Source organism: Bacteroidota bacterium (assembly GCA_016720935.1).
Taxonomy (GTDB): Bacteria; Bacteroidota; Bacteroidia; order AKYH767-A; family 2013-40CM-41-45; genus JADKJP01.
The window spans coordinates 423,884-447,310 of sequence record JADKJP010000005.1 but is presented as its reverse complement, the minus strand read 5'-3'; the positions used below and the strand labels follow the sequence as shown (position 1 = coordinate 447,310).

Genomic DNA, 23,427 nt, shown 5'->3' with positions numbered 1-23,427 from the left:
AAAAGGGAAGATCTCAATGCTTCCCTTTTTCATTTTAATAAATCGTTTTATTGAATAACAACTTTCGAGTCGAATCGATCTGTCGGACTTTCTACATGGAAATGATACAATCCGGTGGAAAGATCAGATGTATTCAGTTCAAAAAGATTTTCTCCTGTGAGAATATCAATATCCATTTGTCGTATTACCCGGCCCATCATATCTGTAATACGGATGTACCCGTTTTCTGAATTGATCGCATTGAATCGTAAGGATACTTTTTCATCCGCTGGATTTGGGAATAGCTCGAAAGCTGTCAACTCGTGTGGTCCTGCAGTACGAATGAGACCTGTTGTAAACACCGATGAAGCGGAATAAACCGATGTGGTTACACCCGTACAGATAGAACGAACCTGCCATTGGTAAGCGGTATTCGCCAGCAGACCTGTGATTTGGGTGGAATGCACACCACCTTGCCCGGAGAATTGTTTCCAGACATAATTTGTCGTACCGTTTTTCGAATAACGAACCATGAAGCTGTCGGCAGTAACCATGCTGGTCCAGTTTAATACTGCACTTGCATTTGTGATGTTGGTAGTGGTCAATCCGTACGGTGTCGCGCAGGCAACAGCTGTGTTCGTCGTTGTGAATGTTGCAGCTGTGCTGTAACCTGTACTTACGCCAAGACAAATTGAACTTACCTGAAATTGATAAGTTGTATTTGCAACAAGGTTTGTCAGAGAAGTTGAGTTACCAAGAGTACCATTCACATTTTTATAGAAATAATTAGTTGTTCCATTGATGGAATAACGGATGCGGAATGTATCAGCGGATACATATTGTGTCCAGCTTACTGTCGCGGAAGTATTTGCAAGGTTGCTTGAGCCTAAACCATAAGGTCTGATGCAAGGCACAGGAGCGGATGTTGTGGTGAATGTGGCCGATGTAGAATATCCGCTGCTTACCCCACTACAAATTGAACTCACCTGGAACTGATAGGTGGTGTTAGGTGACAAACCTGTAAGCGGAGCCGTGTTGCCAAGAGTACCATTTCGATCTTTGTAAATAAAATTCGTTGTGCCATTCACAGAGTAACGGATCCTGAACGTGTCCGCGGCTACATAAGGTGTCCAGCCTACTGTCGCTGAAATATTGGCGATGGCGGAGGATGTAAGTGAGTAAGGTTTGATACAACGAACCGGAGTGGTCAGTGTAGTAAAGGTTGCCGGGTTGCTGTAGCCGCTGCTGACTCCTCTGCAAATCGAGCTGACCTGGTATTGATACTGCGTGCCCGGACTGAGATTGAGTAGTGATGCACTGTGTACACCACCAGATCCGTTTACATCTTTGTATAAATATGCTGTTGATCCAAAAACAGAATAACGGATTCTGAAAGTATCGGCAGTTACGCTCACATCCCAGTTTGCCTGTGCTGAAATATTAGCGATGTTGGTCGTAGTAAGATTGAAAGGTTTGAGGCAATTGTTGGTTCCGGAAGTAACGGTCACTTGTTGCGAGCTCGTTCCGGTACAACCATTGGCTGCTGTATAAGAATAAGTAATGGTATAAGGACCACCCACACCGGCGGTTGCCGGAGTAAATGTTGTTCCACTGATTCCCGAACCACTAAATGTTCCGCCTGTTGGCGAACCGGTGAGAGTAACAGGAGATGCATTTGATGCATACGTGGAATTGAGACCACTGAAAGAAACCGTAGGAACAGTGTTGATGGTTGCAGTCACAGGCAGACGGCTGCTGCGTGAAACAAGATCCGGTAATTTGATCTGCCAGTCATAGCAGCAATAAAACGCGGTATGTCCACCGGAAGAGTTTGTAATAGAAATCACACCGGGGATTGAAAATGGATAACCAATATTTGTGGTCTTGGTGTTGGAATAAAGATTTGCTCCATTGTCCACCTGCAAACGATAGTTATCATCCGGATCAATCGTCCAGTTTAAGGTAACACGGCTGCTTCCTGAAGGAACCGAAGCGCTTACTTGTCGTAATGTATTGGTGTTTTTGTCCAGTAGCTTGAAGGTTTTTGTGCCGGCTAAATTGGAATACACAAGTACGGATTGTAATGTAAGTCGTGTGTACACCGTGAATACTTCGTACTGCAGAGTAATTGCGGTGTTGTAACTTCCTGTTGTAGAAACAGCATTGCTGGCAGGTGTTGAATTTACGGTTGCGCCTGTTGTGGTTACTTCATTTTCCACATAATAAGTTGTTGTGGCGGCAAGATTTGGAATGGTATAAGATGTGCCTGTATTCACCGCGTTTCCGCCGGATGGGACAGTATACCATTTTTGTGATCCTGCTCCGGTTGCAGACATCGTAACTGAACCTGCCCCACATCGGCTCGCACCTGTAACGGTTGGGTTTGCGGGATTGCTTATTACTGAAACAACAAAAGGAGCTGAAGTCGCTGTTCCGCAGGGCGTCGTAACGGTAACAGTATAGGAGCCCGCTAAAGAAGTGGTAATCGTTTGTGTCGTTGCTCCTGTTGACCAGAGGTAAGCTGAGCCTGCAGTAGCGGTAAGCGTAACGACGTCGCCCTGTACAATGGTACCCGGACGATTTGCATAGATATTCGCGACACCGGTACCGGCGGCGTTTTGACGGGTAAGGGTAACCGGAACCGCTGCTACATTATTCCATTCCTTGGTTTCACGAAAATTGTTGTTGGGATCAATTTCAACAACAATCCAATAAGTTCCATTGCAGACATCCGGAGGGATATTGATCCACATACCATCCAGTGTTTTGGAATAAATATCTACATAACCTGCAGAGATACCCTGCAGAGCATTTGAACAACCATAACCTCCTCCACCCAATCCATAATTTGGAAGGTTGCTTGAATTCAACACATTGTTGAGAGAATCCCGGCAATAGTTATTTGCTGCATTGCAATTACTAAGATCGAGTAAGCAGAATGCGAGCTTCGTCCCGGTTCCTACAATTGACCAATGCAACGGGTTGGGGTCATTTGGATTTTCAATTCTAAGAGTGTAAGTACCCCAGGAATCTACGTGCTGGTGACCATGAGAAGGGTGATAAGTCATTGTTCCTGCTTCCCGGTCAGTGGAAGTCATTGTATTTCCGTTTTTGTGATAGGTACGTTGTACGACAACTTGTTTGGGATCCGAACCATCGGAACAAAATCCGGTTCCGGGATAAGTGGTGAAAGTGTCGGTACCGCAAACCCATTTGCTGATCCCGCGTACTTCAATCGGACCATAACCGATATTTGGAGTAGCTCCGGTGAGACGCAGACGGCCATCATCAGAACCCTGATTGGACTGACTTGTTCCGGCGTTTACCTGGGGATATTCGGTGTAACCACCATTGCTGATCGCGTCTTTGGAAAGAGTGATATCCGGAAGCAGATCACAGTTTGTACCTCCACCCGGAGGGCAGGTGCAAGTTGTAGCGTTCGTAGTGGTGCATTGGGATTTGCCTGTGTAAGGCAATACCAGAATACTTCCAATAAGGAGCAGTAGAAATTTCTTCATGTTTTGCAGGAAATGTTAGATAAGTACTAAACTATAAAATATCACTGAATCCTGCAAGTGGTGCGGATTCCGGAAGTGATTTAAAAAAGGGCTTGAAAGGTGGAACTTAATTGAAAAGCTTTGCAAACCGGAAATTGACCGCGTCGAATAAGCCAAGATCGCTCATTTTAAACTCCGGAATCACCAATAAGGCCATAAACGAGAGTGTCATATATGGTGCTCGTAGGGAAGACCCCAATGATTTCACTTTTTTGTCCAATAAGCTATATTGTTTGGAAACACTGATTCCATCTTCAGGAGAAATCAATCCTGCAATCGGGAGGGGAAGCACCAATTCTTCCATATCATCCACCACACACAAGCCACCGCGATTACGGATCAATAAATTTACCGCCCTACACAAATCTTCATCGCTTACTCCCACTGCAATAATGTTGTGCGAATCGTGTGCAACGGAAGAAGCCATTGCTCCTTTTTGCAGACCAAAATTTTTAATCATACCGATTGCCGGCGGTTTATCGGAATAACGATTGATCACGGCGATCTTTAAAATATCATGATCCGGATCAGAGATCAGGAAACCATCATTGGATAGAAAGGGAGACTGAATATGCAAAGTGATAAGTTGACCGTCGAGCGCTTCGATAACATTCACGCTTTTTCCTTCGGTTTTTATTTTAAAATCAGAAACACTTTTTTCGGAGCAAGAAAAGTGATTGATAACCCGGTGTTGATCTTTTTCCAAAACACATTTTCCTTTTTCGGAGACAAGTATACCGTTGATGACTGTTTGCAGTACATTGAAGTCTTTCAAATTGTCTACAACAATAAAGTCCGCCGGATCACCGGCCTGCAAGCAAGCCTACTTCAAGACCATAGTGTTTTACCGGGTTGACTGTCGCTGAGCGGAGCACAGACATGGTATCATAACCGGCTTGTATGGCTCTGCTCACGAGCAGATTGATATGTCCAAGTTCAAGATCATCGGGGTGTTTATCATCGCTGCAGAACATGAGTTCATCCGGGTATTCATCCATCAGTGGAATCAGGGCATTGAAATTTTTAGCGGCCGATCCTTCACGGATCAGAATTTTCATTCCGTGTTGAAGCTTGTCCATTGCTTCCGGTAAGGTGAAACATTCATGATCTGTAGAAATGCCGGCAGCGATATAGCGTGCGGCATCATCACTGCGCAATCCGGGAGCATGTCCGTCGACTTTTCGCTTGTATTTCTGTGCTACTGCGATTTTGTCCATGACGAGAGGATCGCGATGCAAAACACCAGGGTAATTCATCATTTCGGCCAGGTATTTCAAACCATGATCACGAAACAGAACTTCAATATTTTCGGCGGTGATGGTTGCTCCGGCAGTTTCAAACGTTGTGGCGGGAACACAGGAAGGAGCTCCGAAGTAAAATTTCAGGGGAGACTTTTTTGCATTGTCCAGCATGTAAAGTATCCCTTCCATGCCCAACACGTTCGCAATTTCATGCGGATCACTTACGGTCGCGACGGTTCCGTGAGGCAGGGCCATTCTGGAAAATTCATAAGGAGTGAGCATCGAGCTTTCGATATGAATGTGCGAATCGACAAATCCGGGTAAAATGAATATTGATTCATTATTACTTTCTTCCGTGATTTTTTCGATTTTTCCTTCGTGCAGATGTACTGTTCCATGGAAAATACGTTTGCCGACAACGTCAACAATCTGGCCGCTGATTTTTTGGATGGGTTGGGTGGTCATGGTATGCTGCAAGATAAGCATACTCGTTCACTTTGAAAAACCGTAGAGGATTGCCACGAATGCACGAATATCATTCACGAATTCGTGCATTCGTGGCAATGAATATTACACTGAAATAAGTCTAATACACGATTCTTTTGTAATTCAGGTTCAGCTCTCCAAAATTTACAACCAGGGCTAATTTTTTTTGAGAGACTTTGAGGTAATTGATTGCCTGCGCGATAAATTCCTCCGCAATACCTGAAACACCTTTCACTTCCAGGATAATATTATCATAGACGACGAAGTCTGCATAAAATTTGTGAGGAAGAATGAATCCTTTGTAATTGACTTCAAACATTTTTTCACGTCTGAAAGGAATTCCGGCCATCCGAAACTCCAGTTCCAGAGCGTCCTTGTACACGATTTCCAGAAATCCGGAACCGAGATTGTTGTGTACTTCCATACATTTCCCGATGATAGTATAACACTCTTCTTTGTACAATAAATTTTCCATACATTTTTGTTTCCACGAATGCACGAATTTCTTAAAAATATAATTCATGTTTTCGTGGTAACACTAATTCACTAAAATAATCACCTGATTAAAATAGAAAAAAAACAAATGTTGGTTCGTTGCTCAAAAATCCTCTGGTTGAGAAGGTTGAGATGAGGGATTTTAGGCGGAGATTTTTAGTGCCACGAATGCACGAATTTTTTGAAAATATAATTCGTGCATTCGTGGCAAACCTAATTCATTAAAATAGAAAAATGCAGATGTTGGTTCGTTGCTCAAAAATCCTATGGTTGAGAAGCTGAGATGAGGGATTTTAAGAGGAGATTTTTATTGCCACGAATGCACGAATTTTTTGAAATTTAATTCGTGCATTCGTGGCAATCCTGATTCACTAAAATATGCACCAGATAAAAATAGAAATTAACAAATGTTAGTTCTGCACGCTATAATCATCGTGTTCAGGAGCTGGGATTTTAAGAGGAGGTTTTTATTGCCACGAATACACGAATTTTTTGAAAATTTAATTCGTGCATTCGTGGCAACTCTAATTCATTAAAATGGAAAAAAGCAGATGTTGGTTCGTTGCTCAAAAATCCTCTGGTTGAGAGGCTGAGATGAGGGATTTTAGGCGGAGATTTTTAGTGCCACGAATGCACGAATTTTTTGAAATTTAATTCGTGCATTCGTGGCAACTCTGATTCACTAAAATATGCACCAGATAAAAATAGAAATTAACAAATGTTAGTTCTGCACGCTATAATTATCGTGTTCAGGAGCTGGGATTTTAAGCGGAGGTTTTTATTGCCACGAATGCACGAATTTTTTGAAATTTAATTCGTGCATTCGTGGCAAACCTAATTCATTAAAATGGAAAAAAGCAGATGTTGGTTCGTTGCTCAAAAATCCTCTGGTTGAGAGGCTGAAAAGAGGGATTTTAAGAGGAGATTTTTATTGCCACGAATACACGAATTTTTTGAAAATATAATTCGTGCATTCGTGGCAACCCTAATTCATTAAAATAGAAAAATGCAGATGTTGGTTCGTTGCTCAAAAATCCTATGGTTGAGAAGCTGAGATGAGGGATTTTAAGAGGAGGTTTTTATTGCCACGAATGCACGAATTTTTTGAAATTTAATTCGTGCATTCGTGGCAACTCTACAGTCACTCAAAAAAGCGCCGGATAGAATAAAATGAAGCCCTGTTCGTTTTTAGTAGATAAACTTGTTCCGGGCCTTGTCGAATGGTGATAAACGTTGGGTAATTTTGTAATTATGATAAAAAAATCATTTTGTCTGTTTTTATTTATTCTGATTTCCGGTACAGGCAATGCTCAGGAAATGTGGGGTATCAGCAATAGCAATTACAGTGGGAACATGGGAATCTTTCTGAATCCCGCCACCATAGTTGGCGCTCCTTACAAGTATGAATTCAACATCATCGCGGGTGATTTTTTTGCCGAAAATACATACATCTATTTCCCACCCTCCAGTAAAATCATTACTCGGTCATTACTCGGCACCGTTCCTGCTGGAAAAAATTATTTTGATGATTATACCGGCAATCCCGTAAGTGGCTTTGCGCACGCCCTCATCATTGGACCATCCTATATTAAAAATAATGGTTCGGATGCGTGGGGAATCCATACCGCGTTGAGAAATGAACTAAGTGTGCTGAAAGCCCCTGCAGGTTTGAGTAAATTCGTTTACGAGAAGTACAAATATCCTGCGGGCTTTGGACAACGTATCAGCAGCACTCCGTTTTCATTTGCATGGATGAACTGGGCTGAGGCCGGATTTACCTATGGAAAAGTCTATATGGAAACCACGAAGGATTACCTGAAATGGGCCATCACAGGTAATATACTTGTTGGTTTCGACGGTCTTTATCTGGATGCAAGAAATCTCGATTACACTTTTTATGATTCCACACATGCCGTCGTTCATAGCATGGATGCGACACTTGGTCACGCGGTGAATGCCGATGGAAATTCAAGTTTGTTTGCGCTTCGAGGATTGGGCCTGAGTACAACAATGGGTGCAGTGTACATGCACAAAAGAAATCCAGGCGCATTCGATTGCAACAAAACATCTGATCAGTTTAAAAAATACGATTACCGGATCGGACTTTCCTTTCTGGATATTGGCATGATAGATTATTTCCGACAATCGCAAACCCTGACTGTGCAGACAAGCAACAACAGAACCTGGAACGGGATAGATTCGATATCCTTTTCAACCATGTCAGGATTTGATTCTTTAATCAGCAATAAAGTCAATGGAACCGTGAATTCGACAGTATCGGAATCATTTGGAATGTGGCTCCCCTCCGCGGTTAGTTTGCAATTTGATTATTGTATTGTTCCGAAAGTTTACGCGAATGCAAGCTGGGTAAACCGATTGCATTTTGGCCCCAAACAAGTTGCGAGAGGCAACCAGGTGGATCTTTCCATTCGTTATGAACGAAGAAAATTCGAAGCTGCTGCGGATTTTACCATGTTCGAATACAAACAACCCTCCGCTGGAATTGGGCTCCGGTATTCATTTTTCGTGATCGGGACTGATCGCTTATTGCAATGGCTCAGTCTGACCGATGTAAAGAGTTTTGATTTCTTTTTTGGTTTTAAATTCAACACCTGCAACTGGCCTTTTAAAAAGAATGGACCGGATTGTCCGGCCTTCGGACCAATGTAGATTTGAGTCCCTTTTTGCAGTTGTTTTGGATCCATGCCGGTTGATTCCCCGCCTGATTTTATAGAGAAAAAGCGCTTTTTCAGCTGAATTGAATGGTAATCCGAACTGGAAAATTCGATTGACGGATTTTCAATCCAGAATCCTTTGCGATTTTTTATTCAAAAGCCACCATCTTGTGGAAAAACAGTTCCTCGCCCCATTCTTCGGACAGAATGAACTCGCCTGATTTTTAGAGGTTTTAACTTTGACTCTTCACTTAGAATTTATAACTTTGGAAGGCGTATACCCGTATGAAAACTACTGCGGGTTAATTTTCCTAATCATTCATTATCGGCTAAAATCTACACACATCATGTCACAAAGAAAGTATTTGGTTTCTGTCTTTGCGGTCCTCCTATTTGTTTTCGCAAGCAGGCAATCAACTGCACAAATTGATGTCCGCACCATTGACATGAATCAGGTCAATAAGGATAAATCAGATGGTAAGCTCAACGGAACTGAACATTATATAAATTATCAGTCACAACCGCTTCCTCAGTTTTCTTCAACGCCCACAGCAGCAAACAGAAATTCCTCAGGTAATTCCGGGAATCAACAAACCAGTTCTTTAACTTGTGATTGTTGGGCCACAAGAGATGCCAGCTGGCAAATTGCACAGTTTGATGGAAGTGGAGGAAGTGGAGGCCCGGGAGTTGCTCCGGATTACAGGAATGATGACTGGTCTACTGATACTATTTTTCTTCCTTTTCAATTTTGTCTTTATGGTCGTCAGTCTGATACCGCATTCATTAACAACAACGGGAATGTTTCTTTTGGCGAGGCATATTCCACATATAGTCCAACAGGATTTCCTGCAGCAGGATATCCAATGGTTGCGCCCTTTTGGGCCGATGTTGATACAAGAGGTGCGGCCAGTGGCTTGGTGTATTATACGATTACACCAACTCATATGATTGTTCAGTGGGAGAACGTCGGTTATTTTGGTTCTCATACTGATAAATTAAATTCATTTCAATTGATCATCACCAATGGTTCGGATCCTATTTTATCAGCAGGAACCAATGTTAGCTTTTGCTACAAAAACATGGAATGGACAACCGGAGATGCATCCGGTGGAGTCAATGGATACGGCGGGTTTCCGGCCTCTGTTGGAATTAACAAAGGAGATGGTATTGCATACATTCAATATGGACGATTTGATACCGCAGGTACTGTGTTCAATCCACCACCTGACACCAGTGGAATCGGGTCACTCGCAAACCAGTCATTTGCTTTGGATGGTTGTAATATTGGAACAAACATTCCTCCTTTGGCATTTTCTCCAACCCCATTGTGTGACACATTTAAAATTTGTGTCGGAGATACAGCCCAGGTAACAATGTTGTTTTTATCACCTGAAAGCGGACAGATTACTACTCCGACTGTCTCGGGTTTAATGACCGGCTTATCAACCGTCCTGGCAATTCCCGGTAATACTGCCACCATCGTTGCCCAGCTGATAGGATTACCTTCAAATGTTGGAATGAATGTTATTGACATTCGGGGAACAGATAATGGGGTCCCTTCACGGTTTACTATCAAGCACCTGGTGATTCAGGTAGTTCCGGACCCAACAGCAAGTTATACTTATTCACCAGCAAGTCCGGTCACTGCAGGAACAGCAATATCTTTCACGAACACCAGTACCGGTGCTACTACCTACTCCTGGGATTTCGGAGATGGTAGTCCTGTTTCGAATGCCACCAGTCCATTGCATACTTATACTGCCGGAGGTACTTACAATTGTGTACTGACAGTTACAAATGCTGGTGGTTGTACAGAAACATATACTCAACAAATTGTCGTGACTCAATGCGGTACAGCCAGTCTTACAACAACGAATGTTTGTCAGGGCACCGCTGCAACGATCACCTATACTGGTACAGCTGCTCCAGCGAATGCATTCACCTGGAATTTCCATGGAGGAACCGTGGTTTCCGGAACAGGAGCCGGCCCGTATTCTGTGGTTTGGAATACTTCAGGAACTTTTAACGTTGATGTTTCTGTAACACAATCGGGCTGCAGTGCTGCGAATGCCTCACAACCCATCACAATTTTTGCAACACCCAATGCTTCTATTTCCGGTACAGCTGCAGTTTGTACAGGACAGAATAATACGATCAATTTTAACGGAACTGCCGGTGCCGGTGCCGGATATGCCTGGAATTTTTCCGGAGGAACAGGAAGTGGAACCGGATCGGGGCCATATTCGGTTCAGTGGGCGACCGCAGGAAATTACAATGTTCAATTGGTGGTAACTGAAAATGGTTGCCGGGATACAGCAACATTTGCAGTTGCTGTAAATGCAATTCCAACATCACCATTCACTGCTACACCTTCTGTTTGCGCAGGCTCTCCTGTAACTGTTACCTACACAGGCAATGCTCCCGCAACTGCTAATTATACCTGGGGCTTTGATGGCGGTACAGTTGTGTCCGGAAGCGGACAAGGTCCTTATACTTTGGTTTGGAATGCCGCAGGCAGTCATCAACTCTCATTGACAGTGGCTCAAAATGGTTGCACATCACCATCCTCGACAGCTCAGGTTACCATCAATCCAATTCCGAATGCTTCGATCTCTGCTACTTCAGCTGTTTGTATTGGTCAGGCAAACACGATAAACTTCAGCGGGACAGCAGGAGCTACTGCAGCTTATGCATGGAGTTTCGGTACCGGTACTGTTGCATCCGGTTCGGGATCCGGTCCTTATTCTGTGTCATGGAACTCAGCAGGACCTCAGCAATTACAAGTTGTTGTTACTGAAAATGGATGTCGCGATACAGCAACCTATGCTGTACAAGTCAATGCCATTCCTACTTCACCATTTACAATTACACCTGCCGTTTGTGCCGGCTCCCCGGTGAGTGTGAATTACACCGGTAATGCATCAGCTGGTTCTGGTTATGCATGGAATTTTAACGGGGCAACAGTTGCATCGGGTAGCGGTCAAGGACCTTACAGTCTTGTCTGGAATACATCCGGGAACTATTCTGTTTCTTTGACTGTCACACAAAATGGTTGTGTTTCTGCACCCAGCAGTATGCCTGTTACCGTGAATGCAATTCCTGACGCGGCAATAACTGCGACACCTTCTGTTTGTATCGGACAAGCCAACACAATTAATTTTAGTGGAACCGCGCTTCCGGGAGCAGCATATACCTGGAGTTTTGGTAGCGGCACCGTGAATTCAGGAACAGGAGCGGGGCCATATTCTGTGCAATGGGGAACTGCTGGTGTCGAGCAACTAAAAGTTACGGTTTCACAAAATGGATGTAAAGACAGCGCGCAATACAACGTCACTGTATTTGCAATACCAACCTCTTCATTCACACTTCCTGCGAATGCATGTATTGGCGCACCATTTACTGTTTCTTATTCCGGAACAGCATCAGCGGTTTCAAGTTATACCTGGGATTTTGGTAATGCAATTGTGATTTCAGGTGCAGGACAAGGTCCATATACACTCTTGTCAACTCAGGCAGGTAATGCAGCGGTCACACTTACTGTTACACAAAACGGTTGTGTCTCTCCTCCAACAGCCCATGCAATCAATATTGTTGGTTTACCTGTAGCCAAAGCAGGATTAGACAAATCGGCTTGTTCGGGTTCTTCTGTTTCACTGGGAGATACTCCTGCAGCAGGATATTCTTATCAATGGACACCGTCAACAGGACTAACAGATCCAACTGCTGCTAACCCATCCTGTGTTGCAGAAAATATTGGCACCGGCACCAATTCTGCCGCTTATATCGTTTCTGTCACCAATAGCTACGGCTGTGTGAATTCTGATACTGTAGTTGTGCATGCATACGCAATACCTGCTCCGGTTTTCGATCATCAGTCTCCACAGTGTTTGGAAAACAACAGCTTTATTTTCAAAGCGAACGGAAATATTTTTCCCGGTGTGACATATGACTGGAATTTTGGTTCTGCTTCTAATCCGGGTTCAAGTACTCTGCAAAATCCTGACGCGGTAAGCTATTCAACTGTTGGGACTCATGCGATCACATTGAAATCGGAATACAGCGGATGTCCGGGTCCGATTTACAGAGATACAGTTGAGGTGTTGGCAATGCCTGTTGCTGATTTTGTTCCGGAAGTATTGAATGGATGTGAACCACTTGAGGTTCCTTTTATCAATGCGAGCAGCCCTAACAGCGTAGCTTATTCATGGAATTATTTTGACGGACAAACAGACACAGTTCAGACACCGCTGCACACATTTGAACATGCCGGAGTTTATTCTGTATCTCTGATTTCCACCACAGCTGAAGGATGTCGTGCAGACACCGTGTTACCCGATCTTATCACTGTTTATCCTACACCAATTGCTTCTTTCATTCCTGAACCCGGAGTGACAACAATCTGGCAACCGGTAATTTATTTTGATAATAAAACGCTCAATGGTACTCAGTATTCATGGACTTTCGGTGACAGTACTACTTCTGAACTTGTAAACCCATCACATACATATACGGAAGTCGGGGCGTACGAAGTTGTTCTTATGACAGCTACCCAATACGGTTGTCGGGATACTGTTCGAGGAATTGTCAGGATAGAATATGGGTTCAATTTTTATGTACCCACAGCTTTCACACCAAACAACGATGGTGTGAATGATAACTTCCAGGGTTATGGAACCTACATCAAAAATTACGAGATGGGAATTTATAACCGCTGGGGTATATTGGTTTATCATACTACAGATTATTCAAAACCCTGGGATGGTAAGATCAACCAGGAGGTACAATCGGATGTGTATGTATATAAAATCCGTGTGGTTGACCAGAACGACGAACTTCATAATTACATCGGCAAGGTCACTGTCGTGAGGTAATTATATTTATTAATAGCATTAAAAGAGAGGGAGGGTGTTCTACATCCTCCCTCTCTTTTTTATGTCCCCGATGGAAATTTAGAACTGGTTTGTGGAAATTCTTTTTGCAGAGCATCAGCCCTGTAACAACACGAATGTGTTGAGATCAATTTCCTTCAGATTATTTATTCTAAAATTCAATCGTATGAAAAAGAACAGCCTTTTTGCCCTGGCATTTCTTCCAGGTATTGCCGTTGGAGCAGTGATTGTGATGGCGCTAAATGAAACTCCGGATACTAGTTCGCCCCCGGAAAGATCAACGGAAATTGTTCAAAAACCTCAACCGGCAGCAAAACCCCTGTCCCCGGAAACGGTGAATGAAACCCCTGTCCCCAAGGGAAAAGGAGATGATAAGGGATGTGTGTTTAAAACAGTTTTCGGCGAAGAACCTTCAGACAGTAATTTCATTTACAAAACGCCTTTGAAAGTAAAACACTCCATCGAAGATGCACTGAGCTGGATAGCACAAGCGCAATCAGAAAGCGGAGGATGGGGAGCCGGAACCCATGCGAACCAAGGTATCATGGATCCGCATGCTGTTCATTCAGATCCCGCAACAACCTCCATGGTCGCCATGGCTATTCTGCGCAGCGGTAGTTCTCTTTCCGGAGGACCTTATTCATCTCAGCTTCGAAAAGCACTCAACTATCTTCTTAAGCAGGTTGAGGAATCATCGCCGAATTCCCTGAACATTACCTCTGAAACAGGAACACAACCCCAAATTAAATTGGGACAAAATATAGATGTAGTACTTACTTCCCAGTTTCTCACGAATATTTTGGATGAGCTGGACAATGATAAAAACTTGCAAAGCAGGGTCGTTCGTTGTAACCAGGTTTGTATTTCGAAGATCCAAAAAGGTCAAACTGCAAAAGGGAGCTTACAAGGTGCTGGCTGGGCCGGGGTGTTACAAAGCTCATTCGCAACAAATGCATTGGAAACCGCGAAAGACAAAGGACTTGAAGTTGATGAAGCAAAACTTGTAAAAGCAAAAGAGTACCAGAAAAGTAATTTTGATGTCAAGACAAATAATGTAACAACTGAAGATGCCGCAGGAGTAGTATTGTATTCTGTTTCAGGAACAGGTCGCGCGAGCGCTAAAGAGGCCAGAAGAGCTAAGGATATCATTGATAAAGCAAAAAGAGAAAATAAGATCGAGTCCTCTGCACCGGTTTCAACAGAGAATTTGAAAAAAGCGGGAATGAGTGAATCGGAAGCGCTGCGATACGGTGCGGCTTATCAGATTAATGTCGCTGCCAACGAACAAGCGCAACAGGATAACGTGATGAACGGGTTTGGTAGTAATGGTGGCGAAGAATTTCTCAGTTATCTTCAAACCGGAGAAGGCCTGATCATGTCTAAGGATCAGGGATGGAAAAACTGGTACGATAACATCAGCGGGCGTCTGGTAAGGATTCAAAATAATGATGGCAGCTGGAACGGGCATCATTGCATCACAAGCCCGGTATTTTGTACTGCAACGAGCCTGCTTATTCTTGCCGTCAATAATGATGTCGATAAATTGGTAGCTCTTGGGGGTAAATGAAAAGGAGTCATTGGAATTGATGTTAAAAAGGGCACTAATATTTAGTGCCCTTTTCTATTTAAAATCGATTATTGCTTTATTAATTAATTCCATCGGCAATATGGAGATAACAAGGAAGCGATAATCCTGTAGTATTTAAGTGTTTCTCATTGATCCAGCTGGGATTACACGTTAGAAATCACTACCTTCGCGACCTTCTAAATTACAGCCAATGATCTCAGTTTCCAATCTTTCCCTGCGCTATGGAAAGCGTGTTTTATTTGAAGAAGTGAATATTAAGTTCACTCCGGGAAACTGTTACGGCATTATAGGTGCAAATGGAGCAGGAAAATCCACTTTTTTGAAAATTTTGTCTGGAGAAATTGATCCAAGCACAGGACAAGTTCACATGACACCCGGTGAGCGTATGAGTGTGCTTCGTCAAAATCACTTTGAATTCGATGCATACCCTGTTTTGCAGACTGTTATGATGGGGAATAAAACCTTGTGGACAGTAATGCATGAAAAAGATGCCATTTACGCGAAACCTGATTTTAACGACGATGATGGTCACCGTGCAGCGGAACTCGAACATCAGTTTGCCGAGATGAATGGATGGGACGCCGAGAGTGATGCAGCCAGCTTGTTGAGCAGTCTGGGTGTAAAAGAGGAATTTCATCAGGTTCTGATGGGAGACCTCAACGGTAAAGATAAAGTACGAGTTCTCCTTGCTCAGGCCTTGTTTGGAAATCCGGATATTCTCTTGCTTGATGAGCCGACGAATGACCTGGACGTAGATACAATCACCTGGCTTGAAAATTTTCTGGCGGATTTTCAGAATACAGTGATTGTTGTTTCCCACGACAGGCACTTTCTTGACGCGGTGTGTACGCACGTTTCAGATATTGATTTTGGAAAAATTACGACGTACACCGGAAACTACTCTTTCTGGTATGAATCGAGCCAATTGGCTCTTCGTCAGCGTTCCGATCAAAACAAAAAAATTGAAGATAAACGCAAGGAGTTACAGGAGTTTGTCGAACGATTTAGTGCAAATGCTTCTAAGTCGAGACAGGCCACGAGCCGGAAAAAACTTTTGGAAAAACTGGTTGTTGATGATATTCAACCGTCGAACAGGAAATACCCCGGAATTATTTTTCGTGCGGAACGTGATTGCGGCGACCAGATTCTTGCAGTGGAGCATCTTTCGAAACAATCTCCCGAAGGAAACACCTATTTCAGCGACATCACTTTCACTCTTACGAAAGGTGATAAAGTAGCTGTCCTTTCACGGGACCATTCCGCGATTTCGATGTTTTTTGAAATCCTGATGGGTGAAGAAAAACCTGATCAGGGAACTTTTTCCTGGGGAAGCACGATTACACGGGCTTATTTACCTAATGACAATGCAAAATATTTTGGTGACGATTTAAATCTGATCGACTGGTTGCGTCAGTTTTCAAAAGACAAAGACGAAACCTATATCCGCGGATTTTTAGGAAAGATGTTGTTTTCCGGTGAAGAAACATTGAAGAAATCGAATGTTCTTTCAGGAGGAGAAAAGGTACGTTGTATGATTTCAAGAATGATGCAGGTGAATGCGAATTGCCTGATCCTTGATGAACCGACGAACCACCTTGATCTCGAATCAATCACCGCGTTCAACAACGCGCTTAAAGACTGGAAACATATCGCTTTGTTCACCACACATGACCACACTTTCGCGGAATCCGTAGCGAACCGTATTATAGAACTTACACCTTCGGGGATCATTGACAAACGGATGAGTTTTGACGAATACATTTCGGATGAATCTATCCGTGCATTGCGCGAAAAAATGTATCCTGAAACCGTTCCGGTAGGGTGATAATGAGTTCCGGTATTTAAACAATTTTTGAAAAGAGTCCATGCATCCGGACTATATCAGGAAAATAGAACAGGCGAGGCTTCAGCGGAAAGAAAACAAATTGTTTTTCGAAAGGTTGAAGAAGCGAAAACCATCCGATCTGGATCAGGTTACGAATGAATTACACGACAAAGCTTTTGAGCAGATTGATTGTCTGAAGTGCGCAAATTGTTGTCGGACCACAGGTCCCTTGTTAAGAAGCAAAGATATCGATCAGCTTGCCGCCCATTTTAAGATTCGACCAGCCATTTTCACTGAAAAATATTTACGGATCGATGAAGACGGGGATTATGTGTTTAAAGCCATGCCCTGTCCATTTCTTGGAAATGATAATTATTGTTCAGTCTATCATTACCGGCCCGGAGCTTGCAGGGATTATCCGCACACCCAACAAAGGGATATTCGTCAAAAACTAAACATTACACTGGAGAACACCATGATTTGTCCTGCTGTAGCGGAGGTTGTGGAAGGACTTGCGCGGCATTATGAACCGAAATAAGGCCATTCAAATTTTGTCTTTGTATTTCTCCTGATTTTCAATCTGGTTTGTTAAGGAACAAGTGTTGGCCTAAATTTCATTTTTCTTTAAATTTCGCATTCATTATCCGTACAAAAGATTTATTTTTACTCTGTTCTATGAGCCATACAAACCATATCAGCATTCAACCCATTTCAACAGCTATAAAAAATCACATGATCAGATATATTTTGTTTTTCGCTTTTTTATTTACCTGTGTTGATCTGTTCGGAGCAAATGAACCAAATGTTCCGCCAACATTTCTGACCGCAAGCGGAGCGAATTGTAATGAAATAGATTTGTCATGGGTTTCAGGAGACGGTACCAGAAGACTGGTCGTTGCATCTGCTGACAGCCCTGTGAGTGTGTTTCCTACGGATGGTCAATCCTACGGTGCCGCTACGAATTTTGGTTCAGGCTCAAATCTGGGAGGAAACAATTATGTGGTCTACAATAGCAATGGAACAAATGTGACTGTGTCCGGTTTGAATGGAGGAGTTCATTATTATTTTGCTGTATTTGAATTCAACGGCACGGGTGTTGGGACAAATTATCTTACCAGTATTTATGCAAATGCCGATACTTTCGCTACGGGAATCTCTTTGTCTGTGATTATTTCCGATTCCAGTTTTTGTGTGGGTGAATCCGCGAACCTTGAAGCACATGGGGCTCCTCAATACTCATGGTCACCCGGAACAGGACTTTCAAGCACGACTGATTCAGTAATTACAGCAACACCAACACTTACTACTCAATATACAGTTCAGGCATCTGATTTAAGTGGTTGTCAGATTTCCGCACGGTTTACACTCACGGTAAACTCTAACCCAACAGTCAATCTTGGAAATTTCTCGGATGTATGTGTGAATGCATCCCCATTGAATCTAAGCGGAGGTACGCCTTCGGGAGGAACTTACGGTGGTCCGGGTGTAAGTAGTGGGGTCTTTGATCCATTGGTTGCAGGAAGTGGTATACATACGATCACATATTCTTATACAAATGCTCAGGGATGTTCTTCCGCGGATAGTTCTACAATTCGTGTGAATGGTTTACCTGTCGTAAATTTATCTTCCTTTCTCAGTACCTGTGTAAATTCATCACCATTCACTCTGACCGGAGGAACTCCCGGTGGAGGTTTTTACAGTGGCAACGGCGTTTCGGCAGGAACATTTAACCCTTCAACAGCAGGTGTTGGCACACACGCTATAATTTATTCTTATACGAATGTTCAGGGCTGTACGAATTCAGATACATCTTCTATCACAGTAAACGCATTGCCGGTTGTTTCTCTTTCATCCTTTGCATCGGTGTGTATTGATGCGTCTCCATTTGCATTAACCGGAGGCAATCCTACCGGAGGAATTTATAGTGGCGCCGGCGTGTCATCGGGAATATTTAATCCATCAACGGCCGGAGCGGGCAACCAATTGATTACATATTCATACACGGATGGAAATGGTTGTTCGGCATCCGCCTTATCCTCCATTTTTATAAACAGCTTGCCTGTGGTAGACGTGGGACCTTTTGCAGGCGTTTGTATCAATAGTGCAAGTTTTACACTGAGTAGCGGATCACCTTCCGGAGGAGTCTATTCGGGTAGCGGAGTAAGCAATGATACTGTATTTACTGCTGCAGTCGCGGACACAGGTGCTCACGTGATTTCCTATACATATACCGATGGCAATGGTTGTGTGAATATGGATTCTGCACAGATCCGGGTGAATTCATTGCCGATAGTAACTCAGTCAAGTCTTCCAACTGTTTGTGCGAATACAGGCCCGGTTGCATTGAGCGGAGGCAGTCCTTCAGGTGGACATTACAGTGGAACTGCAGTGAGTGGTACAACATTTTATACAGGCATTGCAGGTGCCGGAACGCATACCATTACATATACTTACACGGACGCGAATTCTTGTTCCAATTCAGCGAATGCTTCTATACAGGTTAATCCGATTCCGCAACCCAATCTTGGTCCTGATACCATCGCTTGTGCAGAATCAAATATTGTGCTCACTGCAGGAACAGGTTTTTCAACCTATGTCTGGTCCACAGGGCAAAATACATCTTCGATCAGCATTGACTCAACAAGTCATGGTTTGAATACTTTTCCGGTGATTTTGATAGTTACCAATTCCTTCGCTTGTGCTAACAGGGACACTATCCGTGTAACGTTCACTCCATGTGCCGGAGTTGGGGAAGTACCAGGCTTGGCTTCTGAAATTAGTGTTTACCCAAATCCGTCTGCTTCTTTCTTTAAAATGGAAAGCACGGATATTTTTGAATATCAGATATTAGACGCAAGAGGAAGGTTGATTGAAAGTAATAAATCTTCAGGTTCGCCGGTTTTCTTCGGGCAATCTTATTCAAGCGGAGTCTATTTTGTGAAACTGTTTTTGAAGGACGAAGTTCGAACGATCCGGGTTGTCAAGGAATGAAATAAACTTGCTGAGAGGCAATTCATTCTTTTGAATACAAGGGTTTTCTTTTTTAACAGCAAAGACTTCACTTTTCAGTTAAGAAGTCTGATGTCCTCCTGCTTCAAATTAAGAGGTTTTCCTGTTGGGAAGATTTACTTTCTGAAGTTTCCCAAATTCGCAATAAGATAAAATTGCGCCGTCATACATGATTCTTCTCATACTTTTAAAAAAATGAAATCCTGTTCTTTATGTGAATTCCGGATAAGCGCCATTCAGGTTTTGTCCGGGTTTGGCATTTAAAACACCAGAAGTACTATCCGGGTCAATCATTATTTATCATTAATTTTGGATCACAATTGAAATATAAGATGAGTGTTCGTATAGAGTGTCAGAATTGCCCGAATAAAAAATGTTTTGTTCAGAGTCATTGTACATCAGAGTGGGTTCAGATCATCAATCGTTCCAAGGAGCAATCGGTTTATCAAAAAGGCCAGCAATTGTTCAGGGAAGGAGACAGGGTTTCCGGTGTTTTTTTTATACAGCACGGGAAAGTGAAAGTAGTTACAAATGGCCTGAATGGAAAAGAACAAATCGTAAGACTGGCTTCTGACGCCTATATCATTGGACATTGTGCCGTAGAAGGAGAACGATATCCCATTGGAGCAATTGCATTGGAAGAAAGTACAGTTTGTTTTCTTTCCAATGAACTTCTGAAAAGTGCATATCTGGAAAATCCGGAATTCACATTGGCATTCATGTATTATTATTCCGCTGAGTTGCGCAAGATGGAATCCAGGTTAAAGTATGTTGCGCAAATGAGTATACGTGAAAAGGTGGCGGAGGCTTTGCTTTATATATATGATATTTTTGGTGCAGACGAAACAGATCATACTCTCAATGTAACGATGAGTCGTCAGGAGTTGGCCGATTTGGTAGGTACAAATGCAGAGCAGGTAACCCGACAGCTTTCGCTTTTTCAAAATGAAAATATTATTTCGAAACAAGGAAAGGGTTTGCAAATGTTAAGAGTCGATCTTTTGAGGAAGATGGTTGATTCCTACAAACAAACGGATTGAGACCAATTTCGATGGTTTTTGTTGAAATTCCATTTTTTTAAAAGAATTAACATATTTCCCGATAATAACATTTTGATTTTTTTCGGGTGCTTTAACATTATCTACCCTGTTTTAAGTATAAATTGAGCTAAAAAGCAAGTTGTTAGGAGTTTTTCCTGCGAAAACGCAGGAGTTAGAATGACGATGCACCATATTTTGAGTGATTGCAATCATGTTCAGCATTACATAAAAGCAGGACATTTAAATCGTTTTTAGTTATACATATATATCACACCAATTAAAACACAAATGCGACGATTATGAAATCAAGACGAATTTATTTGTTGCTGGCCGTTTTCGCGCTGTTCTATTCCTGCGAAAAGGATAATTATTTTTTACCGAAGGAAACACCGGTCAATCCGAATGTTCCGATTAGTCTTTCTCAGGATATCCAGCCGATCTTCGATGCAAGCTGTGCGACATCCGGATGCCATGATGGTCAAAATGATGATCCGAATTTGACCAGTGGTAATGCTTATGCCGGATTATTTTCAACAGGAGACATTGATACTGTTAACGCGGAAAACAGCAAGCTCTATAAACGGGTTGCCGGAGTTTCCGGAGCGCTGATGCCACCGGTTTCCAGCGGCGGTCCTTTGTCAAATAATCAGGTAAGCCTGATTCTGAATTGGATTAAACAAGGTGCCAAAGACAACTAAAAAAACTATCTATGAAATCGTATTTGAAAATAATTAAAAAAATTGTTTGCGCCGGGATTGCATTGTTCCCGTTCACCCTTGCAGCTCAGGATGCTGCGTCAACCGAAACTGCGGCGCCTGCTAAGGAGTTGGTAAAATCTACATTTGAAAACGCGGTGCTGATTAATAATCAGACGGTGGAAAATCCCGGAAGGAAATCGCTTGACTTTATGATCCAGCACCGGTTCGGTTTGATCAAAGATGAAAAAGATATTTATGGATTTTTCGCTCCCGCAAATATTCGACTGGGTTTAACTTATGGAATCACCAAACGAATCGCTATTGGTATTGGCGCGACAAAATTGAAAAGATATTATGATCTTCAATGGAAGGCGATATTACTTCAACAAGCGAAAAGCGGAGGTAGTCCGGTGACTATTTCATACTATGGTGATCTTGCACGCAGCGCGAATGACAAGTCAAAATTTTTGAATCAGGACAGTACCTACAAGGGAAGTAACAGGATCAACTATTTTCACGAAATTATGATTGCACGCAAGTTCAATAGCAAACTGTCAATGCAGGTTGCCGCAACGTACACTCATTACAATATTTCAGAAGCAATATACGTAGTTGAAAACGGACAGAGCGTTACCAAAACTTCTCCGAATGATCACCTGGGACTCACGTTTCTTGGAAGATATAAATTCAGCCCACAATCTTCATTTGTTGTTGACTTCGATTACTCACTTACAAAAGACGATGTAATTGATCCGAAACCAAATCTGGGCCTTGGTTTCGAAGTGTCCACCGGAAATCACCAATTCCAGATTTTTGTTTCCACAGCGGATCAGATTTTGACACAGGAAGTGCGTGTGTATAATCAGAATGGTTTCCCCAATGATATTTTATTCGGGTTCAATATTACCCGTCAGTGGGGTTTCTGATTTCTTTCCCCATCCAATTAATTCTCTGGTTCAAAATTACAGATTATGAAAAACGAACAAGAAGATTCCACCCGTAGAAAATTTCTAAAATTCGGATTGCTTGCCGGAGGAGCGACTCTGGCAGGGCTTGGACTTCAACAAAAATTAGCGGGGGATGCGCCTCCGCCAACTGGAAAAAAAGTAAAAGTACTTACAGCAGATGGCAAGCTGGTTGAAGTGGACAGCTCATTGGTTACTCATCATGCCGCTGACACTAATTTATCAGAGAGCCAGATTCGCGAAGGGATTGCCGGAAGAAAATTTGTAATGGTAATTGATCTGGCACGTTGCGCGAATGAAAGAAAATGTGTGGAGGGTTGTCAGAAGATGCACAACACGCTGCCTCCAATTGAATACCTGAAAGTGAAACGTATGCAGGATGCTGATCTCACAGCTCCTTATTGGTTTCCACAGATGTGTTACCACTGCGACAATCCGCCATGTACAAAAGTGTGCCCAGTAGACGCAACATTTAAGCGTTCAGACGGGATTGTTGCTGTTGATAGTGATCGTTGCATTGGCTGTAAGTTTTGTATGGCAGCCTGCCCTTATTCCGCACGATCATTTAATTTCGGAAGACCAGAGCAGGTTGAGTACAATGAAAAGCATCCTTGTAATGAAGGCGAAAGTTGTTGTTCAACAAAATCCTCAACCGTGGGGACTGTTTCCAAATGTGATTTTTGTCCCAGCCATGCTGCCAAAGGAGAATTGCCGGCCTGTGTTTCTGAATGCCCGAATGGTACAATCTTCTTCGGTGATGAACTCGAAGATACTGTGACAAATGGTGAAGAAACATTCCGCCTGAAAGAATTGTTGCGCAGCAGAGCCGGTTACAGGCAGTTCGAAGAACTCGGAACAAAGCCACGAGTATATTATTTACCACCGGTAAAAAGACAGTTCCCATTTGAAGAAGCGAAAGAAAAACACAACACTGAAGAGTAAACATTTATAAACTGATCGTTATGAGTGACCATAATATA

Annotated in this window: 12 protein-coding genes and 1 pseudogene; 10 read left to right on the top strand and 3 right to left on the bottom strand. The window is 42.8% G+C overall.

Annotated elements, in window-relative coordinates:
• Nucleotides 1-47: 47 nt before the first annotated feature.
• The 3 genes and pseudogenes from IPP86_08255 to IPP86_08245 form a co-directional block, all read right to left on the bottom strand.
• On the bottom strand, nt 48-3,497 hold the full coding sequence (locus IPP86_08255; GenBank protein MBL0138507.1) for a fibronectin type III domain-containing protein: 3,450 nt from the start codon (nt 3,495-3,497) through the stop codon (nt 48-50).
• 106 nt (nt 3,498-3,603) lie between these two features.
• A pseudogene (gene ade / locus IPP86_08250) lies at nt 3,604-5,242 on the bottom strand (adenine deaminase).
• A 121-nt stretch (nt 5,243-5,363) separates the two neighbouring features.
• Nucleotides 5,364-5,738, bottom strand: a complete 375-nt coding sequence (locus IPP86_08245) for a GxxExxY protein (GenBank protein MBL0138506.1) — start codon at nt 5,736-5,738, stop codon at nt 5,364-5,366.
• A 1,271-nt stretch (nt 5,739-7,009) separates the two neighbouring features.
• Between IPP86_08245 and IPP86_08240 the strand changes: the two genes are divergently transcribed.
• The 10 genes from IPP86_08240 (at nt 7,010) to IPP86_08195 (ending at nt 23,389) form a co-directional block, all read left to right on the top strand.
• Nucleotides 7,010-8,428, top strand: a complete 1,419-nt coding sequence (locus IPP86_08240; protein ID MBL0138505.1) for a hypothetical protein — start codon at nt 7,010-7,012, stop codon at nt 8,426-8,428.
• Nucleotides 8,429-8,780: 352 nt separating this feature from the next.
• Entirely contained in the window at nt 8,781-13,304 is a 4,524-nt protein-coding gene (locus IPP86_08235; GenBank protein MBL0138504.1) for a PKD domain-containing protein, read from the top strand.
• A 184-nt stretch (nt 13,305-13,488) separates the two neighbouring features.
• On the top strand, nt 13,489-14,889 hold the full coding sequence (locus IPP86_08230; protein MBL0138503.1) for a hypothetical protein: 1,401 nt from the start codon (nt 13,489-13,491) through the stop codon (nt 14,887-14,889).
• Nucleotides 14,890-15,100: 211 nt separating this feature from the next.
• Nucleotides 15,101-16,735: an ATP-binding cassette domain-containing protein gene (locus IPP86_08225; protein ID MBL0138502.1), complete on the top strand. Its 1,635-nt coding sequence runs from the start codon at nt 15,101-15,103 to the stop codon at nt 16,733-16,735.
• A 40-nt stretch (nt 16,736-16,775) separates the two neighbouring features.
• Nucleotides 16,776-17,273, top strand: coding sequence for a YkgJ family cysteine cluster protein (locus tag IPP86_08220; protein ID MBL0138501.1), 498 nt, complete (start codon nt 16,776-16,778; stop codon nt 17,271-17,273).
• Between the two features lie 194 nt (nt 17,274-17,467).
• The gene (locus tag IPP86_08215; protein ID MBL0138500.1) at nt 17,468-19,726 is read left to right on the top strand and encodes a T9SS type A sorting domain-containing protein; all 2,259 of its coding nucleotides are present in this window, start codon (nt 17,468-17,470) and stop codon (nt 19,724-19,726) included.
• A gap of 350 nt (nt 19,727-20,076) precedes the next feature.
• A complete protein-coding gene (locus IPP86_08210) occupies nt 20,077-20,784 on the top strand; it encodes a Crp/Fnr family transcriptional regulator (protein ID MBL0138499.1) in 708 nt (235 codons plus the stop codon).
• Nucleotides 20,785-21,083: 299 nt separating this feature from the next.
• The gene (locus tag IPP86_08205; protein ID MBL0138498.1) at nt 21,084-21,482 is read left to right on the top strand and encodes a hypothetical protein; all 399 of its coding nucleotides are present in this window, start codon (nt 21,084-21,086) and stop codon (nt 21,480-21,482) included.
• An 11-nt stretch (nt 21,483-21,493) separates the two neighbouring features.
• The gene (locus IPP86_08200; protein MBL0138497.1) at nt 21,494-22,408 is read left to right on the top strand and encodes a hypothetical protein; all 915 of its coding nucleotides are present in this window, start codon (nt 21,494-21,496) and stop codon (nt 22,406-22,408) included.
• A 45-nt stretch (nt 22,409-22,453) separates the two neighbouring features.
• Nucleotides 22,454-23,389, top strand: coding sequence for a 4Fe-4S dicluster domain-containing protein (locus IPP86_08195; GenBank protein ID MBL0138496.1), 936 nt, complete (start codon nt 22,454-22,456; stop codon nt 23,387-23,389).
• The last annotated feature ends 38 nt before the right edge of the window (nt 23,390-23,427 follow it).

Excerpts from the sequence above, each read along its gene's own strand:
- IPP86_08255 (MBL0138507.1), bottom strand. The coding sequence starts at position 3,497 with ATGAAGAAATTTCTACTGCTCCTTATTGGAAGTATTCTGGTATTGCCT.
- IPP86_08245 (MBL0138506.1), bottom strand. The coding sequence starts at position 5,738 with ATGGAAAATTTATTGTACAAAGAAGAGTGTTATACTATCATCGGGAAA.
- IPP86_08240 (MBL0138505.1), top strand. The coding sequence starts at position 7,010 with ATGATAAAAAAATCATTTTGTCTGTTTTTATTTATTCTGATTTCCGGT.
- IPP86_08235 (MBL0138504.1), top strand. The coding sequence starts at position 8,781 with ATGTCACAAAGAAAGTATTTGGTTTCTGTCTTTGCGGTCCTCCTATTT.
- IPP86_08230 (MBL0138503.1), top strand. The coding sequence starts at position 13,489 with ATGAAAAAGAACAGCCTTTTTGCCCTGGCATTTCTTCCAGGTATTGCC.
- IPP86_08225 (MBL0138502.1), top strand. The coding sequence starts at position 15,101 with ATGATCTCAGTTTCCAATCTTTCCCTGCGCTATGGAAAGCGTGTTTTA.
- IPP86_08220 (MBL0138501.1), top strand. The coding sequence starts at position 16,776 with ATGCATCCGGACTATATCAGGAAAATAGAACAGGCGAGGCTTCAGCGG.
- IPP86_08215 (MBL0138500.1), top strand. The coding sequence starts at position 17,468 with ATGATCAGATATATTTTGTTTTTCGCTTTTTTATTTACCTGTGTTGAT.
- IPP86_08210 (MBL0138499.1), top strand. The coding sequence starts at position 20,077 with ATGAGTGTTCGTATAGAGTGTCAGAATTGCCCGAATAAAAAATGTTTT.
- IPP86_08205 (MBL0138498.1), top strand. The coding sequence starts at position 21,084 with ATGAAATCAAGACGAATTTATTTGTTGCTGGCCGTTTTCGCGCTGTTC.
- IPP86_08200 (MBL0138497.1), top strand. The coding sequence starts at position 21,494 with ATGAAATCGTATTTGAAAATAATTAAAAAAATTGTTTGCGCCGGGATT.
- IPP86_08195 (MBL0138496.1), top strand. The coding sequence starts at position 22,454 with ATGAAAAACGAACAAGAAGATTCCACCCGTAGAAAATTTCTAAAATTC.